This window comes from Candidatus Methanoliparum sp. LAM-1 (assembly GCF_020885915.1).
Lineage (GTDB): Archaea > Halobacteriota > Methanoliparia > Methanoliparales > Methanoliparaceae > Methanoliparum > Methanoliparum thermophilum.
On record NZ_AP025251.1, the window covers coordinates 519585 to 543798 of the forward strand.

30 protein-coding genes, 1 tRNA gene and 1 pseudogene are annotated in these 24214 nt (G+C 36.9%); 22 read left to right on the forward strand and 10 right to left on the reverse strand.

Annotated elements, in window-relative coordinates:
• Positions 1 to 8 precede the first annotated feature (8 nt).
• Together LPC15_RS02880 and LPC15_RS02885 are read left to right on the forward strand one after the other, a co-directional pair.
• Positions 9 to 1037 carry a type II glyceraldehyde-3-phosphate dehydrogenase gene (locus LPC15_RS02880; RefSeq protein ID WP_420709494.1) on the forward strand — a complete coding sequence of 343 codons (1029 nt, stop codon included), beginning with the start codon at positions 9 to 11 and terminating at the stop codon, positions 1035 to 1037.
• Positions 1038 to 1047: 10 nt separating this feature from the next.
• Positions 1048 to 1503, forward strand: coding sequence for an RpiB/LacA/LacB family sugar-phosphate isomerase (locus LPC15_RS02885; protein ID WP_229235213.1), 456 nt, complete (start codon positions 1048 to 1050; stop codon positions 1501 to 1503).
• Between the two features lie 31 nt (positions 1504 to 1534).
• On the opposite strand, the gene LPC15_RS02890 is transcribed toward LPC15_RS02885, so the two are convergent.
• Positions 1535 to 2482: a replication factor C small subunit gene (locus tag LPC15_RS02890; RefSeq protein WP_420709495.1), complete on the reverse strand. Its 948-nt coding sequence runs from the start codon at positions 2480 to 2482 to the stop codon at positions 1535 to 1537.
• Between the two features lie 90 nt (positions 2483 to 2572).
• Here LPC15_RS02890 and LPC15_RS02895 point away from each other — a divergent pair, with 90 nt between their 5' ends.
• The 3 genes from LPC15_RS02895 to LPC15_RS02905 all read left to right on the forward strand — a co-directional run bounded on the left by LPC15_RS02895 (position 2573) and on the right by LPC15_RS02905 (position 3149).
• The gene (locus tag LPC15_RS02895; RefSeq protein ID WP_229235215.1) at positions 2573 to 2746 is read left to right on the forward strand and encodes a zinc finger domain-containing protein; all 174 of its coding nucleotides are present in this window, start codon (positions 2573 to 2575) and stop codon (positions 2744 to 2746) included.
• A 1-nt stretch (position 2747) separates the two neighbouring features.
• Positions 2748 to 3014 carry an elongation factor 1-beta gene (locus LPC15_RS02900; RefSeq protein ID WP_420709496.1) on the forward strand — a complete coding sequence of 89 codons (267 nt, stop codon included), beginning with the start codon at positions 2748 to 2750 and terminating at the stop codon, positions 3012 to 3014.
• Positions 3015 to 3076: 62 nt separating this feature from the next.
• Positions 3077 to 3149: transfer RNA gene (locus LPC15_RS02905), tRNA-Ala, on the forward strand.
• A 10-nt stretch (positions 3150 to 3159) separates the two neighbouring features.
• Here the strand turns inward: LPC15_RS02905 and LPC15_RS07015 are convergent.
• Together LPC15_RS07015 and LPC15_RS02910 are read right to left on the reverse strand one after the other, a co-directional pair.
• A pseudogene (locus tag LPC15_RS07015) lies at positions 3160 to 3594 on the reverse strand (phosphopantetheine adenylyltransferase); the annotation flags it as partial.
• A gap of 4 nt (positions 3595 to 3598) precedes the next feature.
• Positions 3599 to 4744 carry a M20 family metallopeptidase gene (locus tag LPC15_RS02910; RefSeq protein WP_229235217.1) on the reverse strand — a complete coding sequence of 382 codons (1146 nt, stop codon included), beginning with the start codon at positions 4742 to 4744 and terminating at the stop codon, positions 3599 to 3601.
• 108 nt (positions 4745 to 4852) lie between these two features.
• Here LPC15_RS02910 and LPC15_RS02915 point away from each other — a divergent pair, with 108 nt between their 5' ends.
• Positions 4853 to 5746 (forward strand): triphosphoribosyl-dephospho-CoA synthase, encoded by an 894-nt coding sequence (locus tag LPC15_RS02915; protein ID WP_229235218.1) that lies wholly within the window; start codon positions 4853 to 4855, stop codon positions 5744 to 5746.
• 12 nt (positions 5747 to 5758) lie between these two features.
• Positions 5759 to 6325, forward strand: coding sequence for a DUF447 domain-containing protein (locus LPC15_RS02920; protein WP_229235219.1), 567 nt, complete (start codon positions 5759 to 5761; stop codon positions 6323 to 6325).
• Positions 6326 to 6345: 20 nt separating this feature from the next.
• Here LPC15_RS02920 and LPC15_RS06930 read toward each other — a convergent pair whose 3' ends face one another.
• On the reverse strand, positions 6346 to 6471 hold the full coding sequence (locus LPC15_RS06930) for a hypothetical protein (protein ID WP_267496962.1): 126 nt from the start codon (positions 6469 to 6471) through the stop codon (positions 6346 to 6348).
• Positions 6472 to 6600: 129 nt separating this feature from the next.
• Positions 6601 to 7068 (reverse strand): hypothetical protein, encoded by a 468-nt coding sequence (locus LPC15_RS02925; RefSeq protein WP_229235220.1) that lies wholly within the window; start codon positions 7066 to 7068, stop codon positions 6601 to 6603.
• A 122-nt stretch (positions 7069 to 7190) separates the two neighbouring features.
• Here LPC15_RS02925 and LPC15_RS02930 point away from each other — a divergent pair, with 122 nt between their 5' ends.
• From LPC15_RS02930 to LPC15_RS02955, 6 genes are read left to right on the forward strand one after another with little or no spacing between them, the layout of a single operon-like run.
• Entirely contained in the window at positions 7191 to 8201 is a 1011-nt protein-coding gene (locus tag LPC15_RS02930; protein ID WP_229235221.1) for a polyprenyl synthetase family protein, read from the forward strand.
• On the forward strand, positions 8198 to 9478 hold the full coding sequence (locus LPC15_RS02935) for an NAD(P)/FAD-dependent oxidoreductase (RefSeq protein ID WP_229235222.1): 1281 nt from the start codon (positions 8198 to 8200) through the stop codon (positions 9476 to 9478). Before LPC15_RS02930 ends, LPC15_RS02935 begins: the two co-directional genes overlap by 4 nt.
• A gap of 38 nt (positions 9479 to 9516) precedes the next feature.
• Positions 9517 to 10674, forward strand: coding sequence for an FAD-dependent oxidoreductase (locus tag LPC15_RS02940; RefSeq protein ID WP_229235223.1), 1158 nt, complete (start codon positions 9517 to 9519; stop codon positions 10672 to 10674).
• The gene (locus LPC15_RS02945; RefSeq protein ID WP_229235224.1) at positions 10671 to 11813 is read left to right on the forward strand and encodes an NAD(P)/FAD-dependent oxidoreductase; all 1143 of its coding nucleotides are present in this window, start codon (positions 10671 to 10673) and stop codon (positions 11811 to 11813) included. Before LPC15_RS02940 ends, LPC15_RS02945 begins: the two co-directional genes overlap by 4 nt.
• A gap of 24 nt (positions 11814 to 11837) precedes the next feature.
• Complete coding sequence (locus LPC15_RS02950; RefSeq protein WP_229235225.1) at positions 11838 to 12848, forward strand: polyprenyl synthetase family protein; 1011 nt, start codon at positions 11838 to 11840, stop codon at positions 12846 to 12848.
• Entirely contained in the window at positions 12824 to 13087 is a 264-nt protein-coding gene (locus LPC15_RS02955; RefSeq protein ID WP_229235226.1) for a DUF362 domain-containing protein, read from the forward strand. The genes LPC15_RS02950 and LPC15_RS02955 overlap by 25 nt, the downstream gene beginning before the upstream one ends.
• A gap of 187 nt (positions 13088 to 13274) precedes the next feature.
• On the opposite strand, the gene LPC15_RS02960 is transcribed toward LPC15_RS02955, so the two are convergent.
• Positions 13275 to 14438 carry a cysteine desulfurase family protein gene (locus tag LPC15_RS02960; RefSeq protein WP_229235227.1) on the reverse strand — a complete coding sequence of 388 codons (1164 nt, stop codon included), beginning with the start codon at positions 14436 to 14438 and terminating at the stop codon, positions 13275 to 13277.
• 151 nt (positions 14439 to 14589) lie between these two features.
• Between LPC15_RS02960 and pyrH the strand changes: the two genes are divergently transcribed.
• Positions 14590 to 15282, forward strand: coding sequence for a UMP kinase (gene pyrH, locus LPC15_RS02965; protein WP_229235228.1), 693 nt, complete (start codon positions 14590 to 14592; stop codon positions 15280 to 15282).
• Positions 15283 to 15327: 45 nt separating this feature from the next.
• Positions 15328 to 16074, forward strand: a complete 747-nt coding sequence (locus LPC15_RS02970) for a DUF1614 domain-containing protein (protein WP_229235229.1) — start codon at positions 15328 to 15330, stop codon at positions 16072 to 16074.
• On the opposite strand, the gene truD is transcribed toward LPC15_RS02970, so the two are convergent.
• Genes truD through LPC15_RS02985 form a run of 3 tightly spaced genes read right to left on the reverse strand, consistent with a single transcriptional unit; the run spans position 16071 to position 17869 of the window.
• On the reverse strand, positions 16071 to 17363 hold the full coding sequence (truD, locus tag LPC15_RS02975) for a tRNA pseudouridine(13) synthase TruD (RefSeq protein WP_229235230.1): 1293 nt from the start codon (positions 17361 to 17363) through the stop codon (positions 16071 to 16073). The genes LPC15_RS02970 and truD overlap by 4 nt on opposite strands.
• Positions 17360 to 17704 carry a peptidyl-tRNA hydrolase Pth2 gene (gene pth2 / locus LPC15_RS02980; protein ID WP_229235231.1) on the reverse strand — a complete coding sequence of 115 codons (345 nt, stop codon included), beginning with the start codon at positions 17702 to 17704 and terminating at the stop codon, positions 17360 to 17362. The genes truD and pth2 overlap by 4 nt, the downstream gene beginning before the upstream one ends.
• A gap of 18 nt (positions 17705 to 17722) precedes the next feature.
• A complete protein-coding gene (locus tag LPC15_RS02985; protein ID WP_229235232.1) occupies positions 17723 to 17869 on the reverse strand; it encodes a 50S ribosomal protein L40e in 147 nt (48 codons plus the stop codon).
• 256 nt (positions 17870 to 18125) lie between these two features.
• Here LPC15_RS02985 and LPC15_RS02990 point away from each other — a divergent pair, with 256 nt between their 5' ends.
• From LPC15_RS02990 to LPC15_RS03015, 6 genes are all read left to right on the forward strand, one after another.
• The gene (locus LPC15_RS02990) at positions 18126 to 18710 is read left to right on the forward strand and encodes an AAA family ATPase (protein WP_229235233.1); all 585 of its coding nucleotides are present in this window, start codon (positions 18126 to 18128) and stop codon (positions 18708 to 18710) included.
• A gap of 108 nt (positions 18711 to 18818) precedes the next feature.
• Positions 18819 to 19340, forward strand: coding sequence for an ArsR family transcriptional regulator (locus tag LPC15_RS02995; protein ID WP_229235234.1), 522 nt, complete (start codon positions 18819 to 18821; stop codon positions 19338 to 19340).
• A complete protein-coding gene (locus tag LPC15_RS03000; protein ID WP_229235235.1) occupies positions 19318 to 20118 on the forward strand; it encodes a MarR family transcriptional regulator in 801 nt (266 codons plus the stop codon). The genes LPC15_RS02995 and LPC15_RS03000 overlap by 23 nt, the downstream gene beginning before the upstream one ends.
• Complete coding sequence (locus LPC15_RS03005) at positions 20099 to 20506, forward strand: DUF61 family protein (RefSeq protein ID WP_229235236.1); 408 nt, start codon at positions 20099 to 20101, stop codon at positions 20504 to 20506. Before LPC15_RS03000 ends, LPC15_RS03005 begins: the two co-directional genes overlap by 20 nt.
• Before the next feature lie 29 nt (positions 20507 to 20535).
• Positions 20536 to 21393 carry a radical SAM protein gene (locus tag LPC15_RS03010; RefSeq protein ID WP_229235237.1) on the forward strand — a complete coding sequence of 286 codons (858 nt, stop codon included), beginning with the start codon at positions 20536 to 20538 and terminating at the stop codon, positions 21391 to 21393.
• Between the two features lie 84 nt (positions 21394 to 21477).
• Positions 21478 to 22683, forward strand: coding sequence for a bifunctional 5,6,7,8-tetrahydromethanopterin hydro-lyase/3-hexulose-6-phosphate synthase (locus LPC15_RS03015; RefSeq protein ID WP_420709497.1), 1206 nt, complete (start codon positions 21478 to 21480; stop codon positions 22681 to 22683).
• Here the strand turns inward: LPC15_RS03015 and LPC15_RS03020 are convergent.
• The gene (locus LPC15_RS03020) at positions 22680 to 23147 is read right to left on the reverse strand and encodes a hypothetical protein (protein WP_229235239.1); all 468 of its coding nucleotides are present in this window, start codon (positions 23145 to 23147) and stop codon (positions 22680 to 22682) included. The genes LPC15_RS03015 and LPC15_RS03020 overlap by 4 nt on opposite strands.
• A 93-nt stretch (positions 23148 to 23240) precedes the next feature.
• On the opposite strand from LPC15_RS03020, the gene LPC15_RS03025 reads away from it, so the two are divergent.
• Positions 23241 to 24137 (forward strand): ketopantoate reductase family protein, encoded by an 897-nt coding sequence (locus LPC15_RS03025; RefSeq protein WP_229235240.1) that lies wholly within the window; start codon positions 23241 to 23243, stop codon positions 24135 to 24137.
• Positions 24138 to 24214: the final 77 nt, after the last annotated feature.

Sequence of the window (24214 nt, forward strand, 5' to 3'; positions counted from 1 at the left end):
ATTTTAAGATGATCAAAGTAGGTATAAATGGGTATGGAACCATAGGAAAAAGAGTTGCAGACGCGGTATCATGCCAGGAAGATATGAGAGTAGTAGGAGTAGTAAAAACGAAGCCTGATTTTATATCAAAGATGGCAGTCAAAATATACAAACTCTATACTACTTATCCTGAAAATATTAAAGAGTTCAAAAATAAAGGGATAGAGGTAGAGGGAACTATAGATAACCTATTAGATGATGTAGACGTCGTCGTAGATGCTTCTCCAGAAGGTATAGGTGCAAAAAATAAAATTATGTATGAAAGACATGGAGTTAAGGCAATCTTTCAAGGTGGAGAAACACATGAATTGACCGGGGTATCCTTTAATGCCCAATCCAATTATAAAGACGCGTTGTATAAAGACTATGTTAGGGTTGTCTCCTGCAACACGACAGGGTTATGTAGAACGCTTAAGGTGATAGACGAACTTGCCGGAATAAAAAAAGTAAATGCAACAATAATAAGACGAGCAACCGATCCAGGAGACTCAAAAAAAGGTCCAATAAACGCTATAGAACCTGTTTTAAAGATACCATCTCACCATGGACCGGACGTTAAGACCGTTCTACCAAGGATAGATATATCAACGATGGCAGTAAAAGTCCCGACTACTCTGATGCACCTTCATGCTATAACGGTAGATCTAATCGATAAAAAAACCAGTCTCGATGATATTATTAATGCATTTAACGAGGCTCGACGGGTAATCTTAATAAACGGGGCTGACAGACTGGCATCTACTGCAGAAATAATGGAGTATGCAAGAGATTTAGGCCGAAAAAGGGGCGATCTTTTCGAGATTGCGGTATGGAGAGATGGAACGAATATAAAAGATGGCGTTTTGTATTATTATCAGGCGATACACCAAGAGAGCGATGTAGTTCCAGAGAACATAGATGCTATAAGAGCGGTTATGGGCATGGAGGATGGAGAAAAGTCGATGGATATAACCGATAAAAATCTTGGTATTATAAGATCAGATATTACTTTTAATTAGGCGATTTTTTATGATCTACTTGGGGAGCGACCACGCAGGGTTTGAACTAAAAGAGAGGATAAAAGAGTTTTTAAAGAGAGAAAATTACGAGTTTGAAGATATGGGCGCTTATATCTACGATGAGAACGACGATTATCCTGACTATGCCTTAAAGGTATGTAAAAAAGTCTTGAATAACAGAGAAAAAGGCATACTATTCTGTGGAACTGGTCAAGGGATGGATATTGCAGCTAATAAAGTCTTCGGTATTTTGGCAGCCGTTTGTTGGAATGAAGAGACGGCAAGAAATGCGAATAAGCTTAATGTCGATATAATAACACTGAGTGGCAGGTTAACCGAACCACGGATGGCTGAAAAGATTATAAAGATATGGCTGAATCCGATGGATATAGATGATCGGCATATAAGACGAATTAAAAAAGTTAAAGATATAGAGAGAGAATTTTTTAATCCGAAGATGATCTGATATAGAATAAAACGAATTTATATTATTCGATTCATAATTCAAGAAACATATAGGCAAGAAGCGCGTCCAGTTGTATCTTTTCGTTTGATCCTTCGGTTATCCTAAAATCTGTCTCTCCTAATCGATCTATTATCTTAAGCTGCTTGTCTATTGGTATATCAAGATCATGTATGCCCTTATGTATCCCTTTGATTATCTCTTCTGCAGATACTCCCTCATCCAATATCTGATGCAGATACTCCCTCGCTTGGTCGAAAGATCCGTTCAAAACGAGGTGAAAAATCTTTTTAATATCATCAAGTTTAATACTACCTTCGACTGCATAAATTATCTCTGAATTTATCTCTTTCTTTAATGATGCAGCACTTTGAAGCACGTTTATGGCTTTTCGCATATCTCCTTCTGATATTTCAAAAATAGCGTCTATTGCATCGTCTTTAACATCTATCTTTTCTTTATCAATTATTTTTTTTATAACCTCTTTTATCGCCTCTTTAGATAACGGTTTAAATCTATACACGACGCATCTGCTTTGAATAGGTTCGATAATTTTTGAGGGATAATTACAGCTTATGATAAACCGGCAATTTTTATGAAAGATCTCCATAGTTCTTCTAAGTGCAGATTGAGCATCGTTAGTCAATGCATCCGCCTCATCCAAAAATATTATCTTGAATTCAGATTGGCCGATCGGTGATACTTTCGCAAAATTTTTTATCTTATCCCTTACAACATCTATCCCTCTATCATCGCTTGCGTTTAATTCTGTGAAATTATAAATCCAGTCTTCTCCGTAGAGTTCTCTTGCTAAGGCAATTGCAGATGCTGTCTTACCTACACCTGGCAAACCCGAAAATAAAAGATGAGGCATATCTTTTGAGTTTACATAAGCTTTTAATCTTTCTATAACTAAATCTTGTCCTATTATCTCATCAAGTCTTTTTGGCCTGTATTTTTCTATCCAGATCTCTTCTTTAATCGTTATCACCTTACATATTACGATGAATCAAGTAGATTATATACTTTAAGGAAAGATTAATATATAAATATCTCATGAGATGATATTGAAATGATGAAGATTAAAAATATTGAGTTTTGTACTTCTTGTAATACAAGACTTGTAGAAAAAGGGTTTGTGCGTTTTCCTTGTCCTCACTGTGGAGAGACTATCGCAAGATGTGTTAAATGTAGAGAACTTGCTGTAATATATAAATGTCCAAAATGTGGATACGAGGGACCATAAAATGGGAAGAGTTGCTGCAACGATAAAGATAATGCCTAAAGATCCAGATGTAGATATGGATAAACTGAAAGATGAGATAAAAAAGATGATACCAAAAGGCGTAGAATTAAAAAATTTTGATGTGAAACCTATAGCGTTTGGATTAATGGCATTGTATGCATTATTCGTTATGGAAGATAAAGAAGGAGGCACCGAAGATATAGAAAGAGCAATATCCAGATTAGAGGACGTAGAGAGCGTAATGGTTGAGAGCGTAGGGCTAATATAGATAAAAGATCGATTAGGCTTTATAACAAGGTTTTTAACTATATTTTTATTTTATTATTTCAAGGGCTCGTAGCTCAGCTGGAAGAGTGCCGCCTTCGCGAGGCGGAGGCCACGGGTTCAAATCCCGTCGAGTCCATTATTAAATGACCCTCCGTATCGATCTCACCTTTTTTTATTCTTGTAGATGAGATATAGACACCATCATCTGCCAATACATGTTCTACCCTTACGATCTTTACCTCTTTAAGCCTTTTACTAACTCTTATTTTATTAATCGTTCTTGCTACAGGATACGTCTCTGGAGAGACCACTAAATACCCAAAATCTTTTTCAGAGGAGACAGGACCGAAAGGATCGTTTAATTCAATTATATCTGCATCTTTACCGTACGTTTTTTTGATATATTGCGATAAATTTTCTTTTCTGACAGAGAACGGCAAAACAAACCTTTCTCTATCTTTTTTTGCAAGATAGTCCGAAGTGAGCCCTATGCATACATCTCCTAGACTGAAAGCCGTCTGTATGAGTTTTTTATGCCCTTTATGCAGCGGGCTGAAAGTACCACCGAGTGCTACTAACATAAGATTACTCTTCTTTAATCACGTTCAATATAAGAGACGCAAAAGATGAAGATGCATCTATAAGGTCTTCTATGTTTATGAACTCGTTAGAAACATGAGCACAATCTTTTTTGCCCGGACCGAAGATAACAGTAGGAATCTTTCTATCTATAAAAAATCTTGCATCTGTACATCCGTCTATGCTCGTAGTAGGTTTTTCGTATCCAAAAACTTCTTTTGTAGATTTTTTCAGCAATTTAACCACCTTTTCATCCTCCGAAACCTTCACAGGTAGCATCTCTATAACTTTTTTTACATCTATCCCAACCCCATCAACCTTTTCTCTATCTATTATACGGTTTAATTCATAAAAGACACTTTCTCCATCCTCTTCAGGGATCGTTCTTCTATCAACTTCGAATATACATCTATCAGGGACTACATTCACTTCTGTACCACCAGTAATTTTACCAACGTTAATAGTCGGTTTTCCCAACAAACTGTCTTCAATATCGAATTTAAAATCTTCCAAAGCAACGATCATCCGAGAAGCATAATATATAGCGTTCTTTCCTAAATGTGGCATGCTTCCATGGGCAGATTTTCCTTTGACCGTTATCTCGTATATGTTGGAGCCTTTATGTCCTATACATATATTTAGATCGGTCGGTTCTGCAATAACACACATATCTCCGTTTAAATAATCTATAATCCTACCAGTACCGTTCAAACCGCCAATTTCTTCCTCTACCGTTGCTGTAAAGACGATATCACTACCCATGTCTATCCCAAGATCGTGAAGAACTTTAATAGCAGTCATCATCGATGCAAGACCACCTTTCATATCACAAGAACCGCGCCCGTATATCTTTCCGTCTGTTATCTGCGGATCGAACGGAGGATAATCCCAAAAAGAGCCAGCTGGTACTACGTCCATATGACCATTTAATATCAATTTTGCATCTTTATTCTCTCTTTTTTCGCATGTTATTATATTCTTATCGATAGATCTCACATAAAAGTCGATAGATTTAAAAAAATCTTGTATATACTCGCTAATATCGTCTTCTTTCCCACTGATGCTTTTAAACTTGATTAAATCCTTGGTAAGGGTTATTAATTCGTTCCTTCTTTCTCTAATAACCTGTCTTATCCTTTCTGTATTTATCATGATAAACTAAACCACCACAAATTGTTTAAATATGATAAATATAATATACAATATATCATCTGTCTTAAATATCATTTATCTTAATAGTTAAACCTTTCGTGATTTGATATGGACGAATTTTATTATGCGAGTTGTGCCCAGCTTTCGATGCTGTTGGAGGTATCTGCAAATCCAAAACCAGGTAATATAGATAGAGATCACAATTTTAAAGATGCTCGTTACGAAGAGTTTTTAGCATCTGCCGCATCAGCCTATCCAGTCTTCTTGGAAGCGTATAAGACGGATGAAGGAGTAGGCAAATTGATTAAGATGGGGGTAAAAGAGAGTTCAAAATGGCAGAAGGGAGGAAATACACATTTTGGTGCGTTTACTCTGTTAATTCCTCTGATTAAATCATCAAGAAGGTTGGAAGATAGATACAACCTATTAAAGGATAGATCCATATTGATAGACAAGATTATAAACGAGGCGGAAAGTGTATTAAGAGACACGGACTATACAGATTCGATAAATTTTTACAAAACTTTCTCTTTAGAGAATATAAAGGTAGAAAAAGCGGAAAAATTCAACGTAAAAGATCAAAAATCGTTAAACCTCATCAGAGACAAAGAGATAGGGTTGTTTAATCTTATGACACTTGCTCCATCGTACAACCTTGTTGCAAGGGAATGGGTCGAGGGTTATCCAAGGAGTTTAAACGTTGCAAAAAGGTTGGTGAAAAGCTCAAAGTCGGAAAAATTTGATTTGAACGATAATATAGTTTACGAATACGTCAGACTTTTATCTGAGAACATAGATGGACTTATTGTTGCCAAACATGGATTAGAAGAGGCTAAAAATGTTAAAAAAATAGCAGAAGATATAATAAAAGATTATTCGATAGATAAAGTAAAAAAATTCGATTGTTATCTGATAGAGAGGGAGATAAACCCAGGATCAACTGCGGATATAATCGTATCGGCTTTATACATCTTCCTGGCTTACGGTGGATATAAAATATAAAATTTGATTTTTATGATTACGAGAGACGATCTTAAAGCGGTTGGCATTGGAAAAGGTATCACAGAGACGATATCAACGACCAAAGGTTTGAGGTTCAACGCTGCACCTGTAGGATTGGTCAATAGAGAGGCTATATATGTTGAGATATTCCGAGGAAGCCATACTTATAAGAACTTGATGGAGTCGGGAGAGATAGGGATAAATTTAGTCTATGATCCTGTGCTTTTCGTAGAATCTATATTTGGTGATCTGAACGATGATGATTACTATACGATAGACGGTTTTCCTTTCATAAAAAAAGCTTCTGCCGTCCTAAAATTTGCTGTTACCCGGATAGAAGAGAAAGAGTTATCCAGCAAATTCTTTTTAAGATTGGTCTTTAAAAAGATAAGAGATAGAAGGATAAGAGGTATAAACAGAGGATTCAACCTCTTATTGGAACTTGCCATCCTTTCAAGCAGGAGAGAGATAACGGACGAGTATAACAAGATGTATCCTATCTATTCACCTATAATCAGGAGATGCGGCGATGAAAGAACGATAGAAGCGTTAAAATTTTTGGAATTTCAATCCTTATAGATGATAATCTAAAAACTAAATTATTTTTGATTCCCTTTAAATCTTTTATAAAATGCTTTTATAGCCTCTTCCGCTTTTAGCACCATTTTTTCTATGCCATCTATTAATTTTTTTACTGCCTCTTCTATTTCTTTTATCAAACTCATATTACCTCCTTTTTTATAAATTAAAGATCGATTCTGCTTATTTAATCAAACTCTTTATTTATTATGACCTTACATTAAAACAGATGATTCGAAAGATATTATCTTGTAAAGAAAAAAATATAGAAAGAGTTAAAATCCATAGAGTTCTTTGCGCTGGCGTCTTGACTCTTCTCTCGCAATCTTCATGATCTTTCTGAACCTGATTGCCGTTCTTATCGATCCCCTGATCCTTACTTTCCCAGAAAGCAGGAGAGGTAACATCTTTATCGGGTTCTTCTCCATAAGTGGTCTAAGCTTAGCCATTACATCCCCTGGATTATCTGCCTCTATTATTAGAGATTTCGAGTAAGACTCTGGTTCACCTTCTTTTACTTTGAATTCACTCTCGCCTTTTTCAACATATAGCGTGGCAAAACTCGATCCTGTAGAAAAAACGATTGGTCTGCCTACCATGGTAGCCATCGTAGCTGGTGGCAAAGCTCCCTGCATCATTGCAGCACATTCTGCAAGAGCAGGTGCAGCTGCTTGTGGGAGGGCTGCCTGTAAAAGTATCTCTTGCGCTGACTCATCAGCTACCATTTCTTTAAACGATCTCATTACATCACCTTTATATAAAAATTGAAATTAATACTATTTAAAAGTTTGCTAAATAAGAACTACGTTCAACCATTTTAAATACTATAAGAATATTTTTATACTCATTATTCATAAATTTTTACATGCAGCTGGAGACGCTGTTGGATAAATATTCAGAGATATTCGATAACCGCTTACATCAATATATAGATTACAAACTTAAGGAAGATGGATACGACGAATTCTATGATGCGATGGGGCACATCCCATTGACAACCGGTAAAAGGATAAGGCCCATACTCGCCGTTCTCTCTTGTGAAGCAGTTGGAGGAAGGTCCGATGATGCAATGGAGCTTGCACTGGCAGTTGAGCTCTTGCATAACGCTAGTTTGATTCACGATGATATAATAGATGGGGACAAAAAGAGAAGGAATGTACCGACGGTTCATGAAAAATACGGTGTTCCTATCGCGATAAATGTTGGAGATGCTCTTGTTGGGGAAGCGTTTTACATGATCGCGATGCTTCCGAAGGTGAGAATGCAAAAGTACGGACTTGCCGTAGTGAAGGAGCTCTTTGTTTCGTTTACCCTTGCCACAAAGGGATTGTATAGCGGGGAGGCACAGGACATAGAATTTATGGATCGACTCGACATCACCGAAGAGGAATACATGAAGATGGTCATGAAAAAGACATCTTCTCTTTACATGCTTTCTACAAGAGGTGGTGCAATACTTGGAGGAGGGAATGCAAAGGAGATAGAAGAACTCTCAAAATTTGGTAGAGATTTCGGGATAATGTTCCAGATAAAGGACGATCTTTTGGGTATCGTTGGAAAAGAGGAATTGCTTGGAAAGACTGTTGGGATAGATATAAAAGGAAGGAAGAGGACGCTATACATGGTTCATGCATTGCATAATGCATCGGAGAAAGACAAATCTGAATTAAATAAGATCTTGAAGAGAAAATATATGCCAGGAGACATCGATTTAGAGATGGAAATATTTGAACGCACAGGATCGATAGATTACTGTGAGAAGAAGCTTCAGGAGATAAAAGATAGTGCACTCTCTCATCTTGAGATCTTACCTTCCTCGGAGGCAAAACAGGCTCTATCTGATTTGGTGAATTGGTCTATAGAGAGGGAGATATGAGGAAAATAAAATGCGATGTGGTAGTCGTAGGTGCGGGTCCTGGCGGATCTATGGCGGCAAAAACATGCGCTAAGTATGGGTTGGATACGGTATTGGTTGAGAGGAAAGAGTATCCGAGTAAACCGAATTCTATGGGCTGTCTGGTGAGTAGAAGAATAGCTGAGTATGTCCACATCGACAAAAAGACCACTAGCGCACCGATATATGGTATAGTCCAGACCGCTCCAGACGGGACAGAAATTTCAATGCGTGAACCTGATGGATATGAGGTGGCTTACGTGCTGAATAGGGATACGTTCGATAATGAGTTATTAAAGATTACACTCAAAGAGAATATAGAATATATGAATAGAACGAGGGCTACGGGATTGATAAGAGAAGATGGGAAGATAAGGGGTATTGAAGCGAAGATCGACGAGAAAGAAGACGTTGAGATAAGATCAAATATCGTGATAGGAGCAGATGGAGTAGAACATAAAATTGGAAGATGGGCTGGAATATATGAACGATTAGATCCCAATGACGCATGGGTCGTCTTCGATAATCTGCTAGACTACTCGGATATAGATGAGCATACATATTATCAGATTATAGGATGGAGATCGGATGGTAAAGTGATGGCGTATCCAAATGCGGCATGGGTTCTTTACCCAAAGGGAGAAGGAAAGACAGCATTACAACCCATGCCATATCATTCATTGGGTTGGCAGAAAGGGGAGGCGAAGAATGCTCTAAATTATTTCATGAAGAATCATCCCTTATTTAAAAAATCTAAGATCATAGATGTGGGAGGAGGAGTATTACCTGCTGTTCCTCTTAAAAGATTCACGACTGATAACGTGATGCTCATCGGTGATGCTGCACACTTAAATATGATGCCATGGGCGGATGGGGTTATGACTGCGATAGAATCTGGTGTCTTCGCCGGAGAAAGGGCAGTAGAAGCTTGCGAAGAGGGAGATTTCTCTTCAGAGTTCTTATCGGAATACGAGAAAAGATGGAACAGGACCTACGGGGAGAAGAAGATGATTGGATATTACATTGCCAAACTTGCGCAGGCTTTACCTGATAAATATTGGAATATATTCTGCCATCGGCTCAAAGAGGATAATGCCAAATTTACAGATGAACTTTTTAAAGTGATCAAATCACCGAAGCTCATCTCTAAGATACTTTTTAAACTCAAAAAAGAGGGATTGGAAATACCCGATCTACTCTCTTTCGGATCTCTCTTCAAAAAGTATTACAGAAATTACTGGGATACGTTCTTTGAGTGATAAAAAATGAAAACGATACATTCATAGGTTGAATTGAGATGGAAAAACACGAGATAGTCATTATAGGAGCTGGACCGGGCGGTCTAACTGCGGCGAAGGAGCTCGCTAAGAAGGATAGGGATGTTCTTCTCCTCGAAAGAAAACCAGAAGATAAGATAGGAGAAAAAGTCTGTGGTGGAGGTCTTCCTGAGAGGGTCTGGAAGGATGTTCCTTCTTCACTCTTCAAAGGAGTATTCACACCTATAATACATTTAGGAGGGATCGAAGCAACGGCGCAACTATTGGGAATGAAGGTCGCATCGGTCGATAGAATAGATTTAGGTCAGTATCAATTGAGGGAGGCAGAAAAGTTCGGCGCTGAAGTGAGAGGCAATTCTCCTGTCTCCTATGTAAAATTGAGGCAGAATAAGGTCATCTGTAAAGGGGAGGAGATCGGATACGATAACCTCATCGTCGCATGTGGTTCGAATTCGAGACTGTTGAAGAGGTTAGGATTGAGGACATATATAATGATCGGATACGACTATGATATCGAAGAGCATTTTAGAGATATGGAGATTTTTTATGATGTTGAGAAGATAGGAATCGGATACGCATGGATATTCCCACATGGAGACCATGCATCCATCGGTTCTGGTTATATTCCAAGGTTCGGTCAGAAAGGAATAAATGAGAGAAAGAAGATAGAGAATTTCTTCAAAGAAAGAGGAATCGATTTGAAGTATGCAAAGAAGAGATCAGCACCGGTGAATATCGCTTATAACTATTTCAAAAGGAGAAACGTATATCTCATAGGGGATTCTGCCTCATTCACAAATCCACTGACAGGAGAAGGAATATATCAGGCAATGAGATCTGGAGAGATAGCAGCGAATGCAATAATTGATAAGAAATACAAATACAAGAAACCGATAAAAGATGTTTACAGACACCATCAGATCGTGAATCCTCTTCTATTTGCAGCGGATTTTTTTTCTATAAAGAAATTAGAACCAAAACGTATTCAAAAGATGCTTGGATGGTTGGAAAATTCTAAATATGGACATAGAGCGTTGAGCAGAGCAAATTATCTACTGGCAAAATCTTTGAAGATTTATCCTGGATTTGCCAGTTTCTTGTATCTATCGCAGTTATTTGCTCCGACGACCCTTGCCTCATGGGACACGATCAAAGATTATATGGATGTATTAATATGACGGATGGAAAATTAAGCTGTGATGTAGTCATCATAGGTGCAGGTCCTTCTGGTTCTATGGCTGCAAAGACATGTGCAAAGCATGGATTGGACACCGTGTTAATCGAGAGAGAAAAAGACTTTAGAGAAGGGACAAAACCTGTCCTCTTACATAGAAGGATATTTGATTATATAAAGATCGATGATCGATTCTTAGATGCAAAGATTCGTGGAATAAGGATAATTTCTCCAGATAGAACAGAAATCGAGATGCACGAGCCGAAAAATTTTGAACTTTTCTTCTCTTTAAACAGGGGGAGATTTAACGATGAACTGGTAAAACTTGCTGTCTCTGCAGGAACACAATTGATGAGTGGGGAAGAAGTCGTAGAACTGATAAAAGAGGATGGGAGGGTTAGAGGGGTCAAGACAAAGAAGGATGAAATAAGGTCAAATCTTGTGATAGATGCAAGGGGGATCGAATCGAAGTATAGGAGTTTTAAGGAGGTCGATTCGTGCATCGAATATCTTGTGGAGGATGTAGATCTTGATAGGGAGTATATACATTACAGTATAGGAGATAAATTCGAATTTTTCTATATCGTTCCAAAGGGAGACAAATTTGCGATTACTCTCTTTTCCTCGAATCCTACCGAAGAGCAGATGAATCTATTCATCAAAGAGAACTTACCAGAAGCAGAAGTGATAGAGAAGTATAGTTCCCAGATTCCATTTGGATCCAATGGAACTATAAAGGATGGAATGATGCTTGTTGGAGATTCTGCTGGATGTGCATCTCCTTTCAGCAGATTTGGAGTGCTTTGTGCGATAGATTCTGGCATTCTTGCTGGAGAGACAATTGTGGAGGCGTATGAGGAAAATGATTTTTCTTCCGATCTCTTATCAAGATACGAGAAGAGATGGTATAAGCTTCATGGGGCAAGAAACGATATAGAATACGATGTCAGAAAGTTCTTAGAGAAAAATCTATCGAGGGAAGATGTAAATTCCCTCTTTCATATCTTAAAGGATGAGGATGGTTTCTTCACGGATGCGTCCTTCAAAAAACTTGTTGGAAGTAGAAGATCAAAGTTAAGAAGAACGTTATTCGAAAAATTTAAGCGTTATGATTGCAGTATTTGGGATTTATTCGTTAGATGATAGTTCTTAAGGATAAGGATTTTTATGGATCTTGAGCTTGTATTGAATAGATATTCAGAGCGATTTGATAACAGATTGGTACACTATTTGGAGACCAAACTCTCTGATGAAGAGCCACAGATATTTTACGAGGCGATAAGGCACGTCCCACTCATAGGAGGAAAGAGGATAAGGCCAATATTAGCGACACTTTGTTGCGATGCGCTTGGAGGATATCCAGAGGATGCAATGCAGTGGGGTTTAGGTGTGGAGCTCATTCACAACTCATCTCTGATTCACGATGATATAATAGATGGTGACACAAAGAGAAGGAATGTACCGACGGTTCATGAAAAATACGGTATTCCTCTTGCGATAACTGTTGGGGATGCTCTACTTAGCGAGGCATTCAATATACTATCTACACTGCCGGAATTCAGGATGGAGCATCATGGGATAGATGTGGTCAAGGAGCTGATCGTTTCGATTGCTATTGCTGCAAAAGACCTCTACTTTGGAGAGGCCCTTGACCTGTCATTTATGAATCGATTCGATGTCACGATAGATGAATATATGGTGATGATAGAAAAGAAGACAGCTGCATTGCACTGGCTAGCCGCAAGAGGTGGTGCAATACTTGGGGGAGGGAATGCAAAGGAGATAGAAGAACTCTCAAAATTTGGTAGAGATTTCGGGGTAATGTTCCAGATAAAGGACGATCTTTTGGGTATCGTTGGAAAAGAGGAATTGCTTGGAAAGACTGTTGGGATAGATATAAAAGGAAGGAAGAGGACGTTATACATAGTTCATGCATTGCAGAATGCACAAGATGAGTACAGAGAGGTCTTAAAGCATCTATTGATGGGAGATCCCAGACCAGGAGACGTCAAGATGGCAAAGATTATCTTAGATCATACAGGATCGATCAGATACTGTGAGAATAAGTTAGAGGAGATAAAAAGAAGGGCAAAGTCCCATCTGAAGATTCTTCCAGAATCTGACGCTAAGGATGTTCTCCTGGAGATGGCGGATTGGTCTGTAACAAGGGAAAAGTGATTGAGATGCAGATAGAAGGAGAATGTGTATTGTGCGGGGCTTGTGTCGGGGTCTGTCCTGTGGATAACTTGACAATCGTTGGAGGGGAATTAAAAATCGGAGAGGGATGCATCGGTTGTGGCTCATGTGAGAAGATCTGTCCGGTCGAGGCGATAAGTGGGAGGCTTTCACGATCTAAAAACTTTTCCCGAGGAGATATCCACATAAAATACTTATTATACAGAAAAAACAGACGATGACATAGAGGGGTATATCTTCAAGTAACATATCTGAGATGCCAAATGCGATGAGCATCGACCCGAATATCACCCTTATAACCCTACCGACCTGGGGAATGTTATATCCACCATAATATATCATAGAGGCAATGGCATCGGCACAGAAGAAAGTTCCAAAGAATATCAGGATCAAAGACATTTTGAGCATTTACCAGCATCCCTTGTTCCATGATGGAGAAGTTAATCTCAGTTCTTCGATGATGCGGGGAAGTATGTCCAGAACGTACTTGATATCTTTTTTGTTGTTTTCTCTTCCGATTGTCAATCTGATCGATGATCGTGCCTCCTCCATATCTAATCCGATCGCTAATAGAACATGAGAAGCATCAGGATTTCCAGAGGAGCATGCCGAAGCCACAGACGCAGATATACCATGCTTGTCCAGGGCTTTGACCAAAGATTCACCCAAAACACCGGAAAATCTAAAATTAACATTATTTGGAAGCCTCTTTCTCGGATGCCCATTTAGATAAGATTCAGGTATGTTCTTAGATATTCCATCTATCAATATGTCTCTCATTTTCTCCAGCATTTTTGTATCCTTTTTCATCCTCATTTTTGCAATCTCACACGCTTTTCCAAGACCGACAATCCCAGGGACGTTCTCTGTCCCACTTCTGATTCCTTTTTCATGCCCTCCACCGAAGATAATCGGATCAAGATCTGTTCCTTCTCTTATGTAAATTGCTCCTACTCCCTTCGGCCCGTATATCTTATGTGAGGATATAGACAACATATCTATATTCGTATCCTCCACATCGATAGGAATCTTCCCAAAGGATTGGACTGCGTCTGTGTGAAATGGAATATTTTTATTAGACGCTATCTCTCCGATTTCTCTGATATCCTCAATAGTACCTATCTCATTGTTAGCATGCATCACCGTTATTAAGATAGTATCTTTAGTGATGCTATTCTCTATCTCAGATGGATCTATCATCCCGTATTTATCGACACCCAAACGAATTATCTCAAATCCCTCTCTTTCAAGATATCTGCATGGTTCAAGAACAGAGGGATGCTCAATAGAGCTCGTTATTATCCTCCCTTTCCTCTTCTTTCTTGCCGTCCCAATTATGGCCAAATTATTCGATTCCGTTCCTCCACTCGTAAAAAATATTTCTTCCTCCTTTGCACCGATCAGAGATGAGACTTTTCTTCGAGCATCCTCTACCGCATCCCTCCCCTCTCTTCCATGTGTATGCAGAGAAGAAGCACTCCCATATCTCTCACTGAAATATGGAAGCATCGCCTGAAGTACCTCTGGATCGACAGGTGTCGTTGCAGAATGATCCATATATACCCTTTGCATTTTGATCCTCCATTAAGAGCATACGTAATTCAAATAAATATCAAGTTTCAATGAATTGAACAACATCAACTTATAATATAAAACTTTATTTATTAATATAACAATCGATAAGAGAAAGAATACTTTTTATAACAAGAGGGTTATTCAATAGATGAGCAGAAAAAAGATGAAGATAGTGATCTCGATAGGCGGATCGATACTCATCAACGATCTATCATCAGAAAGGATAAAAAGATATACAGACGTTATATACGAGATCTCTAAAGATAACAAGGTATTCATAGTCGTTGGCGGAGGACACATAGCAAGAAGATACATAAAAGTGGCAAAAGATCTCGGATTAAACAATTCTGAAGCTGATTATATAGGGATCGACCTGACAAGAATAAACGCCAAACTTTTAATCTCCGCCTTACCAGAAGAAAGCGTATATAACGATGTTGCTCTCAATTTCAAAGATGCAAAAAATTTTTCAACGTTCAAAGATATAGTCGTCATGGGAGGTACAGAACCGGGGCATACGACCGATGCTGTGGGTGCAATCCTTGCCGAATACGTCTCTGCTGATATGTTTATAAATGCAACATCGGTAGATGGAGTCTATGATAAAGACCCTAATAGATACAAGGATGCAAAAAAGATCGATTCTTTGACTACAAACGATCTGATGAGGATAATAGGAGAGGCAAAGATGGATGCCGGGTTGAACATGATACTCGATATACTTGCTATAAAAGTGATAGAACGATCCAATATAAAGACGTACATCATAGATGGAAGAGATCCTAAAAATATATTGAGAGCCGTAAATGGAGAAGAGATAGGAACAAGAATATGCTTATAAAAAGGTTTATGACAAATCAAAGATTTGAGGAGGTTTTATGACAATATGACAAATCGAAGAGGACCGATATTTTATCCGTTTCCATTAATCTTGATACTTCTATTGATTATACTCCTAATTTTCGCCCCGATATTGATCTATCTCTTCTTTTTTACAGCATTGAGCATCGGAACGGCACTAGACATTGGCTTGGTAGAGTTGTTCTTATTATTTATGGCAATAACGATAGGTAGCGCGATAAACATCCCTTTAAAAGAGTATAACAATCCAGAAAATTATTATTTAGAGCGAGAAGTATCTTTTTTTGGTGTCAGGTTTAAAATACCGGCTGTAAACCAGAAGACAGTCGTATGCATGAATCTTGGCGGTGCTGTTATACCTGCAGGAGTATCTCTCTACTTTATAATCTCTTCCTTGATGAATTATCCCAATATTCGATTAGAATTTATAACGACTTTATTGATAACGTTACTGGTTGTTACCGTAGTATCTAACAGATTTGCAAAGATCGTAGATATAGGCATAACACTGCCGATCTTTCTTCCACCGACCGTTACCGTCTTAACAGCCTTGGTTTTATCTTATATATTAAATTGCCCATTAGATCTTTTAGGAAGAATATCTTTCAGTTCTGGGGTTTTAGGCGTATTAATAGGGGCGGATATCCTTAATTTAAAAAAGGTCCGAAAGATAGGAGCACCGATGATCAGTATAGGTGGTGCAGGATCTTTTGACGGAATTTTTATAACCGGTGTGATATCAGCGATCGTATCCGTCTTGTTTATGATTTAAAAATTAGCCTTTAATGGATCTTCTTTCATTATCTCTCTCAATATAGACGTTGCATAGCTTCCTTTATCCAACAAAAAGTTTAGTGATAGAGCATCATCTATTTTACTGGAAGTTATATGAGCTTTTATAGATATAGGACGCCTTATCCCTTTTGAAGATAATTCTGGCAATTCTTTTATCTTAAACGATCTTATCAAATCTTCTCCTTTAATTTCTTCCGACTCCTCTATCACTTTAAGTTCGAAATCGTTCAGAACGCTATTATACCCTATTAATGGAGCAGTAATGCTTGATCTTCCTTTATCTATCAAATTTTCGTATAATTTTACTTTATTCAGATTAACTTTGTCTATGCCACCATTTTTGAAATATACATAATCTCCTTCTATAACCCTGTTAAATATCCCTTCTTCTATACGCTTGCTCACGATCTTGTTGAACAAATAAGACTGGTATGCATGTATAAACATCATCCGTACGCCTAACTGTATATCTCTCAACGCACCTATATAATCTTCAGGATATCTTACAAGATGGTTTGCCAGTGCTCTTTCGTATCGCAGATGATGTGGAAAATATCTCAAGGCATTCTTAAAATCTTCTTCTTTTGCGTATCTTCTTGCATATCTTGTATCTTCCGGTTCGTAATTGTTTTCATAAGATAAATAAGTCAGTACTGCTCCTTTAAAATCTCTTTTAAGTATTTTTTCTCCAATTTTATGAGAGATCGGGCGTATCGTACCGAACCTCTGCATACCAAAAAAATTTGGAAAACCACCTTTATCGTCTACCTCTCTTTCGATCTCTGCTACTGTATCACATATATCCGATTCGTGGTTAATATCTCTTATCGTTATCTTGAATCGATTCGCAATATGGTTACCTAACTTTACCGGGCTGGTTGAATAACCGACAAATTTTATATCCGCATCTTTTATCTTGATTTTTTCTATACTCTCTTTTGTAACATCACAACTCATAAGTTGTATGGATAACGCATTCTTATCCTTAGTCCCAGAAAAGCCTATTCTCTTTTTACTTATTCCTAATCGGCGTGCGATCTCTCTCACCAACGTATGAGTATCCCAGTTTAACTTTTTTACTAAAATTATAGAATAAATCTTGTTTATTCTGTTTGATACAATCTTTAAAATCTTCTCTGGATCGTATATCTCCTCGACTACAAAATCGTTAGGTACGGTCTTTATCCTACCACCGATACCTTTCGTATCCGTTAGATAATAGTCTATACCGACCTCTTTCTCTATACTGTATGGTGTTGGGATCATAGCATCCTTAAATGACCAGTAACTTTATCTATAATAGAGGATCTACTTGGTCCTATGCCTAAAGCTGTAATCGTGCCTGGTGGAATCTCTGTCAATCCTGCATCTTGTATAAGGGAACAAGGTAGTTTGTATCCTTCAGCAATCTCTTTAAGATTCAATAGCTCTTCTATCGATGACACTTTAAGGACTATCTTTTTCTGTCCACTTTTAATCCATTGCCGTCTTACTGTAAACTTAGCTTTTAGAAAAGAGGAGACTGCAGCATGTGCAACCTGTACTGCAATTTTTCCTTTTGATAATTTTAAATCCGTTCTGATTATTATAGTCTGTTTATATTCCATTTAACAAAGAACAATGAACTAAGCTCTTCTTTCTTTAGACTTCTTTCTCAGTTTATCGTATCCACACTTTCTGCATCGTTTTGCTTTTAGTGGATTATTTGCATTGCATCTCATACAAATTTTTTTATTGAATAGCCTCGCATCTGCTTCAGGAAACCGTACCATTTATTTTCTTCCCTCCTGTTAAAGTTGATTGTTTATATTACATTCTGTATAAAAACATTTTGATCTTCACAAAGTTTTATTGGCATATTAAGATTTGCTTATTATACGTAAGATTATAAAATTTTATAAATATTAAAAATAATCTAAACCCAAAATATTTGAGAGATCCCAATTAGAGAGTAGTTTTAATAGTTTTTATATACAAAAAATATATAATAATTGAGATTATTATCTTGATTAAGATTATATGAGACTTATGAAAAAGAAACAAGGTTTTGTGATAATTGGGATAACAGGATTGCCTGCATCAGGAAAGACAGAGGTAGCCAACTTTATTAAAGAGATGGGTATTCCATCTATAAATATGGGTGATGTTATAAGAAAAGAGTTTCAGAAGATGGACGATTTAGAAAATATTACGAATCAAAGGGTTTGTGATATTGGAAAATATGCCGATTATTTAAGGAAAAAAGAGGGAATGAATACCATTGCTAAAAGATGTATTCCTGAGATCGAAAAAATAATCGACGAGAAGGGAGATAACCTAAGATATATATTGATCGAAGGTATCAGAAATATAGAAGAGGTGGAATTATTCCGGTCTCTGACGGATAAGTTCGTGTTGATTAACGTAACCGCAGACAAGAATACACGATTCGAACGCATCTTGAAGAGAGGAAGAGAAGATGCATCCGAAGATTTGGATGAGAGAGACCGGCGTGAGATAGGATGGGGCTTAGAAAAAGTTATGAAAGATGCAGATATTGTAATAATAAACGATTCTTCTTTAACCGATTTGAAATATAAAGTAAAAGAGATATCACAAATCTTCGATTTGTGAGCTACGAATCTTTGATTCGTAATATTTAACCTTATTATTTGATTTAAAAACTATATCTTTATATCATAAGAACGTTATATTAATGGATTATTCTTTGTTGGTGATTATATGAATCAAAGAGTAAAAATCATTTCTAATCCAACAGATCTCGTTCCAATATTGTATATATTCAATTCTGCTCTACATAGATCAGTCTATAATGAGCTTTTGAGAGGATGGAAGACTGAAAAAGAGTTGGAAGAGATAATAAGGATGGATATAAATAAGAGTATAGAGTTACTCAAGGCGGGACATCTGATATCAGGTCGATGGAGAACACCTGAAAGAGGAGAAAAGCCTGAAATGGAATATACAGCAATATACTCTAAAATAAAAGCTGATTTTCAATCAAATTTCAGTGATCTAGCCGAGATTATAGATATAGCGATTATGGATGATGAGACGTTTGAAGAGTATGAAACAAAGGTAATAAAAAAGATAAGTAAGAATAAAAAATCGGTCAATGAGATCTGTAGAGAACTGGATTATCCATTATATTTTCTAAAAGGTTTGTTGAAAAGATCATTGTTGTTAGATTTGAGAGGACAAGACGTGGTGATGATAAAAAATGCCTATATTGCTGAAAAATAAAAAAAATAGTACTAAATTTCAAATCTTGGTCGAAATAGCTGCCAATCAACCAAACGTAAGACAGAAAGACATATCTGAAAGATTAGAGATAACACCCCAGGCGGTCTCTGAGTATATCAAAGAGATGGTAAGAGAGGGGTTGGTCTATTCTCCATCTAAAGGAAAATACAAGATAACAAAAGAAGGAACGGATTATATAATATCCAGTTTAAACGATTTTAAAGCATATACGAAAGAGATACTAGATAACATAGTCAAAACCATCGCTATATCTCCAGCAATTGCTTCGTACGATATCAAAAAAGGAGATAAAGTAGGGTTATATATGAAAAAAGGGATGCTCTATGCAGGAAGGGATGTAGATGGTGGAGCTACGGGGGTGGCTGTCTGTTATGCTTTAAATGGAGAAGATGTTGGAATAAGCGAGATAAAAGGTATAATTAAGATGGATATTAAAGAGGTAACCATACTCCAGGTGCCAAGCATCAAAGATGGTGGAAGCCGAAGAGTAGATTACAAAAAATTGGAGAATTTTGTGAAAGATAAAGATTTTATCTCTGCTTACGATTTAGAATCTTACGTATCTCTAAAAAAGATCAATGCTAACATAAACTCTTTTTTTGGGTCGATTGCATCTGTATGCGATGCAGCAGAACATGGATTAGAAACCTTGTTTGTATGTACGAACGATAATATTATAAACATAATAAACGAATTAAATAAAAGAAACTTGAAATATAAAGTAGAGTGTGTGATCTATGAAGGAAAGGACATTTAGAAAGATGGTAGAGTCTCTAAATAGTCACATTCCGGAAGAAAGAAAGACTTTATCATCTCTTTTGTCAGAGAATCGACCGATGGTGCGAGGAAAAGATGGATCGATACATGTATTTAAAAAGAAGGAACTTGATAAGATTGCGGAGATTCTGCCTAAAGAAGATTACGACCGATTATTCTTGCCGATTTATATAGAGATGAATTCGGATTATGGAAGAGGTGCTGGACGGGTTGTCGGCAAGATAAATTGTGATATTGTAAAAAGAATACTGGGAGAAGGATACTATTACGAAAAGGATGACGAGATTATATTATATGCCAACGATGTCGCTAATCTACGAAAAATGTTGCCTACAACAACACAGTATATATTCTCCGTATCTATCTAAAATAAAAGATTTGTCCATGTAAGATAAAAATGCCATACGAAGGTATGATTTTTAGACCGCCGAGCGAGGCAGAGAGTCTTATTATTCAAGCAACAGTGGGATGTTCTTGGAATAAGTGCACATTCTGTTCGATGTATCGTTATAAAGACTTCAGAATAAAAGAGTACGATGAGATAAAAGACGATATCGAGACAGCAAAAATGGTTTACGGTGATAAAATAAGACGAGTATTTCTTGCAGATGGAGACGCACTCGTCTTAGATACAGATTATCTTTTAAAGATAATAGATGACTTAAACAAAGCTTTTTCTAAGTTAGAACGTGTGAGTACGTATGCTACTCCTCATAACTTATTAGATAAGGATATTGATGATCTTAAAAAATTAAAAAAACATGGATTGGATCTGGTTTATCTTGGCGTAGAGACCGGGGATAACAATCTTTTGAGATCAATCGGTAAAGGAGTAACACGGGACGAGATGCTTGATGCAGGATTAAAGGCTAAAAAAGCTGGTATTAAACTATCTGTAACTATTATATTAGGTTTAGGCGGGAAAGAAGGTAGTAAAACACATGCAAAAGAGACTGCAAGATTATTGAGTGATATGGATCCGGATTATGTCGGTGCTTTAACTTTAATGATCACTCCTTCTACAGCTGGACGATTGACTCTTTTAAGTCCTATAGAGAGCATTTTGGAATGCAGAAGCATAATTGAAAATATGGAGGTCAGTGACTGTATCTTTAGAAGCAATCATGCATCTAATTATCTCCCACTAGGAGGAAGACTTCCTGAGGATAAAGATAAAATTATAAAGACCATCGACGATATCATTGAAAAAAATAAGACTTATCTATTGCGAAGCGAAGATATTCGAGCATTATAAGCCAGGAACTTGAAATATACAAAAAATATACAAGTGTTTATAAGTATAGTAGAGTTAAGATTTGAACAATCGAGAGGTGTTATATTGGAATTAAGAGATGATGATTTCTTATATTTAGTTGGAGAGGCGTTGGTTGGAGAAGGTGACGAAGTAGCTCATATCGATCTGATTATAGGAGACAAAAGGGGGGCTGTGGGAGATGCGTTTGCTAACGGATTAGTAAACCTTTCAAAGGGGCATACACCATTATTGTCCGTTATAAGACCAAACTTGCCGCCAAAACCATCTACTTTAATCATACCGAAGGTTACTATCAGAGATATGAATGATGCGAACAAAATATTTGGTCCTGCTCAATCAGCCGTTGCAAAAGCCGTTGCGGATTGTGTAGAAGAGGGGGTTATCCCGAAGAAAGATGTAGAACGGATAGTTATCATAGCAAGCGTATTCATCCATCCTAATGCGAAAGATTATGAGAAGATTTATAGATATAACTACGGTGCAACCAAACTTGCAATAAACAGGGCTCTCTCATCGTTTCCTGATATCGATACCGTTTTATACGAGAAAGATCGGTCTATAAATCCTATAATGGGATTTTCTGTACAGAGATTGTGGAATCCGCCCTATCTTCAGGTTGCTTTAGATTTGCCTGAACTACGTAGAATGCAAGAAGTGGTAGAACAGCTGCCGGACAGCGATCATATTATTATCGAGATAGGAACTCCTTTAATCAAGAGATACGGTATAGATGTTATAGATAAGATACGAGAGAAAAAACCGGGTCTATTTATAGTTGCAGATTTGAAGACATTGGATACGGGAAATCTTGAAGCAAGAATCGTAGCAGATGCATCAGGGGATGCTATAGTAATTTCAGGGCTTGCACCGATTAAAACAATAGAAAAAGCTATTTATGAAGCAAAAAAGACTGGTATTTATTCTGTTATAGATATGTTGAATGTAAAAGACCCTATAAGTGTTTTATCCAGTTTATCAATAAAACCAAATGTTGTCGAGATTCATAGGGCGATAGATAACGAATCAATTGAGAAAGAAGATTGGATTATCGTGAAAGAGATTAAAAGCAAGTTCAAAAATATATTGGTGGGAGTTGCAGGCGGTCTCAGACCTGAGAATGTTCAAAAGGCACTTGATAGTGGTGCAGATATACTTATCGTGGGGCGAGGAATCACAGCGTCTAAAGATGTTGAGGGTGAGACAAGAAAGTTTTTAAAACATTTAAATACGGAAGAGATCGATCAATACAGAGTCAAAACAGATTTTTAGACTTTTAAACTATCGAAGAGATTTATCTTTTTTAACTTTTTGTTCTCTATCTTTATTGCTTTAGGTGCAAAAAGAGGTGTTTCATCGTCTGTTAAAACGTTTATCGTCTCTTTAATCTGGATCGATTCTAAAATCCTTCTATCATCTGGGGTATGTGATATATCTTCAAATCTTGATAAATTCAAATCTTTGTATTTATATCCGTCTGGGAGAATCACGGTAACTACCTTTCCTGTTATAAATGGTATTCCTAGCTCTGATGATACCTCTGATAAAAATTCCTCTTTTTCTCCGTTACTTATAATAACATCGCATCCTTTTAAGGTGCTCTTCATGCATCGTTTATCATCGATAAGAGTTATTCTTCTTATATTTTTAAATCCTATATCGGATAATAAATCTTCTAAATTAGAATTAAACGTTGCTATTATACATTTAGAGATAATATCATCATATTTGTGCATATTCTTAAATGAACCGTTATAATCATTTAAAATCTTTTTCTTTTTTATTAATCTGCCTGATTATATTTATAACAAAAAATAGAAACAAGCGTTATGTTTAAAAATATAATGGTAATGGGAGCAGGAGCAATAGGCTGTTTGTTTGGTGGTTTGATCTCCAAAGCAGGATATAAAGTAATCTTGATAGGAAAAGATTGGCAGATTGAGAAAATAAAAAATAATGGGTTGCACATTCATAACGCAGACGAATTTTACGCATATCCTGAAGTATATACCGAACCTGTAGAGTCGGATTTAATATTAATGACGGTAAAAGCGTACGATACAGAGAAATCAGCAAAATCTCTTTTGATTAAGGAAGATAGCGTGGTTTTAAGCCTACAAAATGGAATAAGGAACGAAGAGATAATTGCCAGAATAATTGGGGCTAATCATGTGGTGGGTGGTGTAACATCTCAAGCTGCCTTACTTGTAAAGGCTGGAGAAATAAGACATACAGGATACGGGGAAACCATCATAGGCGAGATGGATGGGAGGGTTACGAAACGGATAAAGGAGATCAAGAGTATATTTGATAATTCAAAGATTGAGACGACTTTAACCTCTAATATAAAAAAAGAATTATGGAACAAACTTATAATTAATGCAGGTATAAATGCGATTGGTGCTATAACAGGACTGGAAAATGGTTATATTTATAAAATAACAAATTTAAGAGATATAAGCAGAAAAGTAGTTAGAGAGGCGATAAACGTTGCAAATAAGGTTGGTATTAACGTTGATGTGAATGAAGATAAGGTATTGATGATTGCAAAACGGACTGAAAAGAACAGATCATCTATGTTACAAGATATAGATAGAGGTAAAAAGACTGAGATAGACGAGATAAATGGGGAGATTGTACGGATTGGTAGAAGTTATATGCTGAATTGCGATGTTAATGAGACTCTATACAACCTGATTAAGGCTAAAGAGATATACAAAGAATAAATTATCTGATATTAGAGATGAGGATTTGCCAAAGACGCCAACGGAGAAGATGTTTAATTAAGTTCTATTTTAAGTTT

Excerpts from the sequence above, each read along its gene's own strand:
- LPC15_RS02880 (WP_420709494.1), top strand. The coding sequence starts at position 9 with ATGATCAAAGTAGGTATAAATGGGTATGGAACCATAGGAAAAAGAGTT.
- LPC15_RS02885 (WP_229235213.1), top strand. The coding sequence starts at position 1,048 with ATGATCTACTTGGGGAGCGACCACGCAGGGTTTGAACTAAAAGAGAGG.
- LPC15_RS02895 (WP_229235215.1), top strand. The coding sequence starts at position 2,573 with ATGATGAAGATTAAAAATATTGAGTTTTGTACTTCTTGTAATACAAGA.
- LPC15_RS02900 (WP_420709496.1), top strand. The coding sequence starts at position 2,748 with ATGGGAAGAGTTGCTGCAACGATAAAGATAATGCCTAAAGATCCAGAT.
- LPC15_RS02910 (WP_229235217.1), bottom strand. The coding sequence starts at position 4,744 with ATGATAAATACAGAAAGGATAAGACAGGTTATTAGAGAAAGAAGGAAC.
- LPC15_RS02915 (WP_229235218.1), top strand. The coding sequence starts at position 4,853 with ATGGACGAATTTTATTATGCGAGTTGTGCCCAGCTTTCGATGCTGTTG.
- LPC15_RS02920 (WP_229235219.1), top strand. The coding sequence starts at position 5,759 with ATGATTACGAGAGACGATCTTAAAGCGGTTGGCATTGGAAAAGGTATC.
- LPC15_RS06930 (WP_267496962.1), bottom strand. The coding sequence starts at position 6,471 with ATGAGTTTGATAAAAGAAATAGAAGAGGCAGTAAAAAAATTAATAGAT.
- LPC15_RS02925 (WP_229235220.1), bottom strand. The coding sequence starts at position 7,068 with ATGAGATCGTTTAAAGAAATGGTAGCTGATGAGTCAGCGCAAGAGATA.
- LPC15_RS02930 (WP_229235221.1), top strand. The coding sequence starts at position 7,191 with ATGCAGCTGGAGACGCTGTTGGATAAATATTCAGAGATATTCGATAAC.
- LPC15_RS02935 (WP_229235222.1), top strand. The coding sequence starts at position 8,198 with ATGAGGAAAATAAAATGCGATGTGGTAGTCGTAGGTGCGGGTCCTGGC.
- LPC15_RS02940 (WP_229235223.1), top strand. The coding sequence starts at position 9,517 with ATGGAAAAACACGAGATAGTCATTATAGGAGCTGGACCGGGCGGTCTA.
- LPC15_RS02945 (WP_229235224.1), top strand. The coding sequence starts at position 10,671 with ATGACGGATGGAAAATTAAGCTGTGATGTAGTCATCATAGGTGCAGGT.
- LPC15_RS02950 (WP_229235225.1), top strand. The coding sequence starts at position 11,838 with ATGGATCTTGAGCTTGTATTGAATAGATATTCAGAGCGATTTGATAAC.
- LPC15_RS02960 (WP_229235227.1), bottom strand. The coding sequence starts at position 14,438 with ATGCAAAGGGTATATATGGATCATTCTGCAACGACACCTGTCGATCCA.
- pyrH (WP_229235228.1), top strand. The coding sequence starts at position 14,590 with ATGAGCAGAAAAAAGATGAAGATAGTGATCTCGATAGGCGGATCGATA.
- LPC15_RS02970 (WP_229235229.1), top strand. The coding sequence starts at position 15,328 with ATGACAAATCGAAGAGGACCGATATTTTATCCGTTTCCATTAATCTTG.
- truD (WP_229235230.1), bottom strand. The coding sequence starts at position 17,363 with ATGATCCCAACACCATACAGTATAGAGAAAGAGGTCGGTATAGACTAT.
- pth2 (WP_229235231.1), bottom strand. The coding sequence starts at position 17,704 with ATGGAATATAAACAGACTATAATAATCAGAACGGATTTAAAATTATCA.
- LPC15_RS02985 (WP_229235232.1), bottom strand. The coding sequence starts at position 17,869 with ATGGTACGGTTTCCTGAAGCAGATGCGAGGCTATTCAATAAAAAAATT.
- LPC15_RS02990 (WP_229235233.1), top strand. The coding sequence starts at position 18,126 with ATGAAAAAGAAACAAGGTTTTGTGATAATTGGGATAACAGGATTGCCT.
- LPC15_RS02995 (WP_229235234.1), top strand. The coding sequence starts at position 18,819 with ATGAATCAAAGAGTAAAAATCATTTCTAATCCAACAGATCTCGTTCCA.
- LPC15_RS03000 (WP_229235235.1), top strand. The coding sequence starts at position 19,318 with ATGCCTATATTGCTGAAAAATAAAAAAAATAGTACTAAATTTCAAATC.
- LPC15_RS03005 (WP_229235236.1), top strand. The coding sequence starts at position 20,099 with ATGAAGGAAAGGACATTTAGAAAGATGGTAGAGTCTCTAAATAGTCAC.
- LPC15_RS03010 (WP_229235237.1), top strand. The coding sequence starts at position 20,536 with ATGCCATACGAAGGTATGATTTTTAGACCGCCGAGCGAGGCAGAGAGT.
- LPC15_RS03020 (WP_229235239.1), bottom strand. The coding sequence starts at position 23,147 with ATGCACAAATATGATGATATTATCTCTAAATGTATAATAGCAACGTTT.
- LPC15_RS03025 (WP_229235240.1), top strand. The coding sequence starts at position 23,241 with ATGTTTAAAAATATAATGGTAATGGGAGCAGGAGCAATAGGCTGTTTG.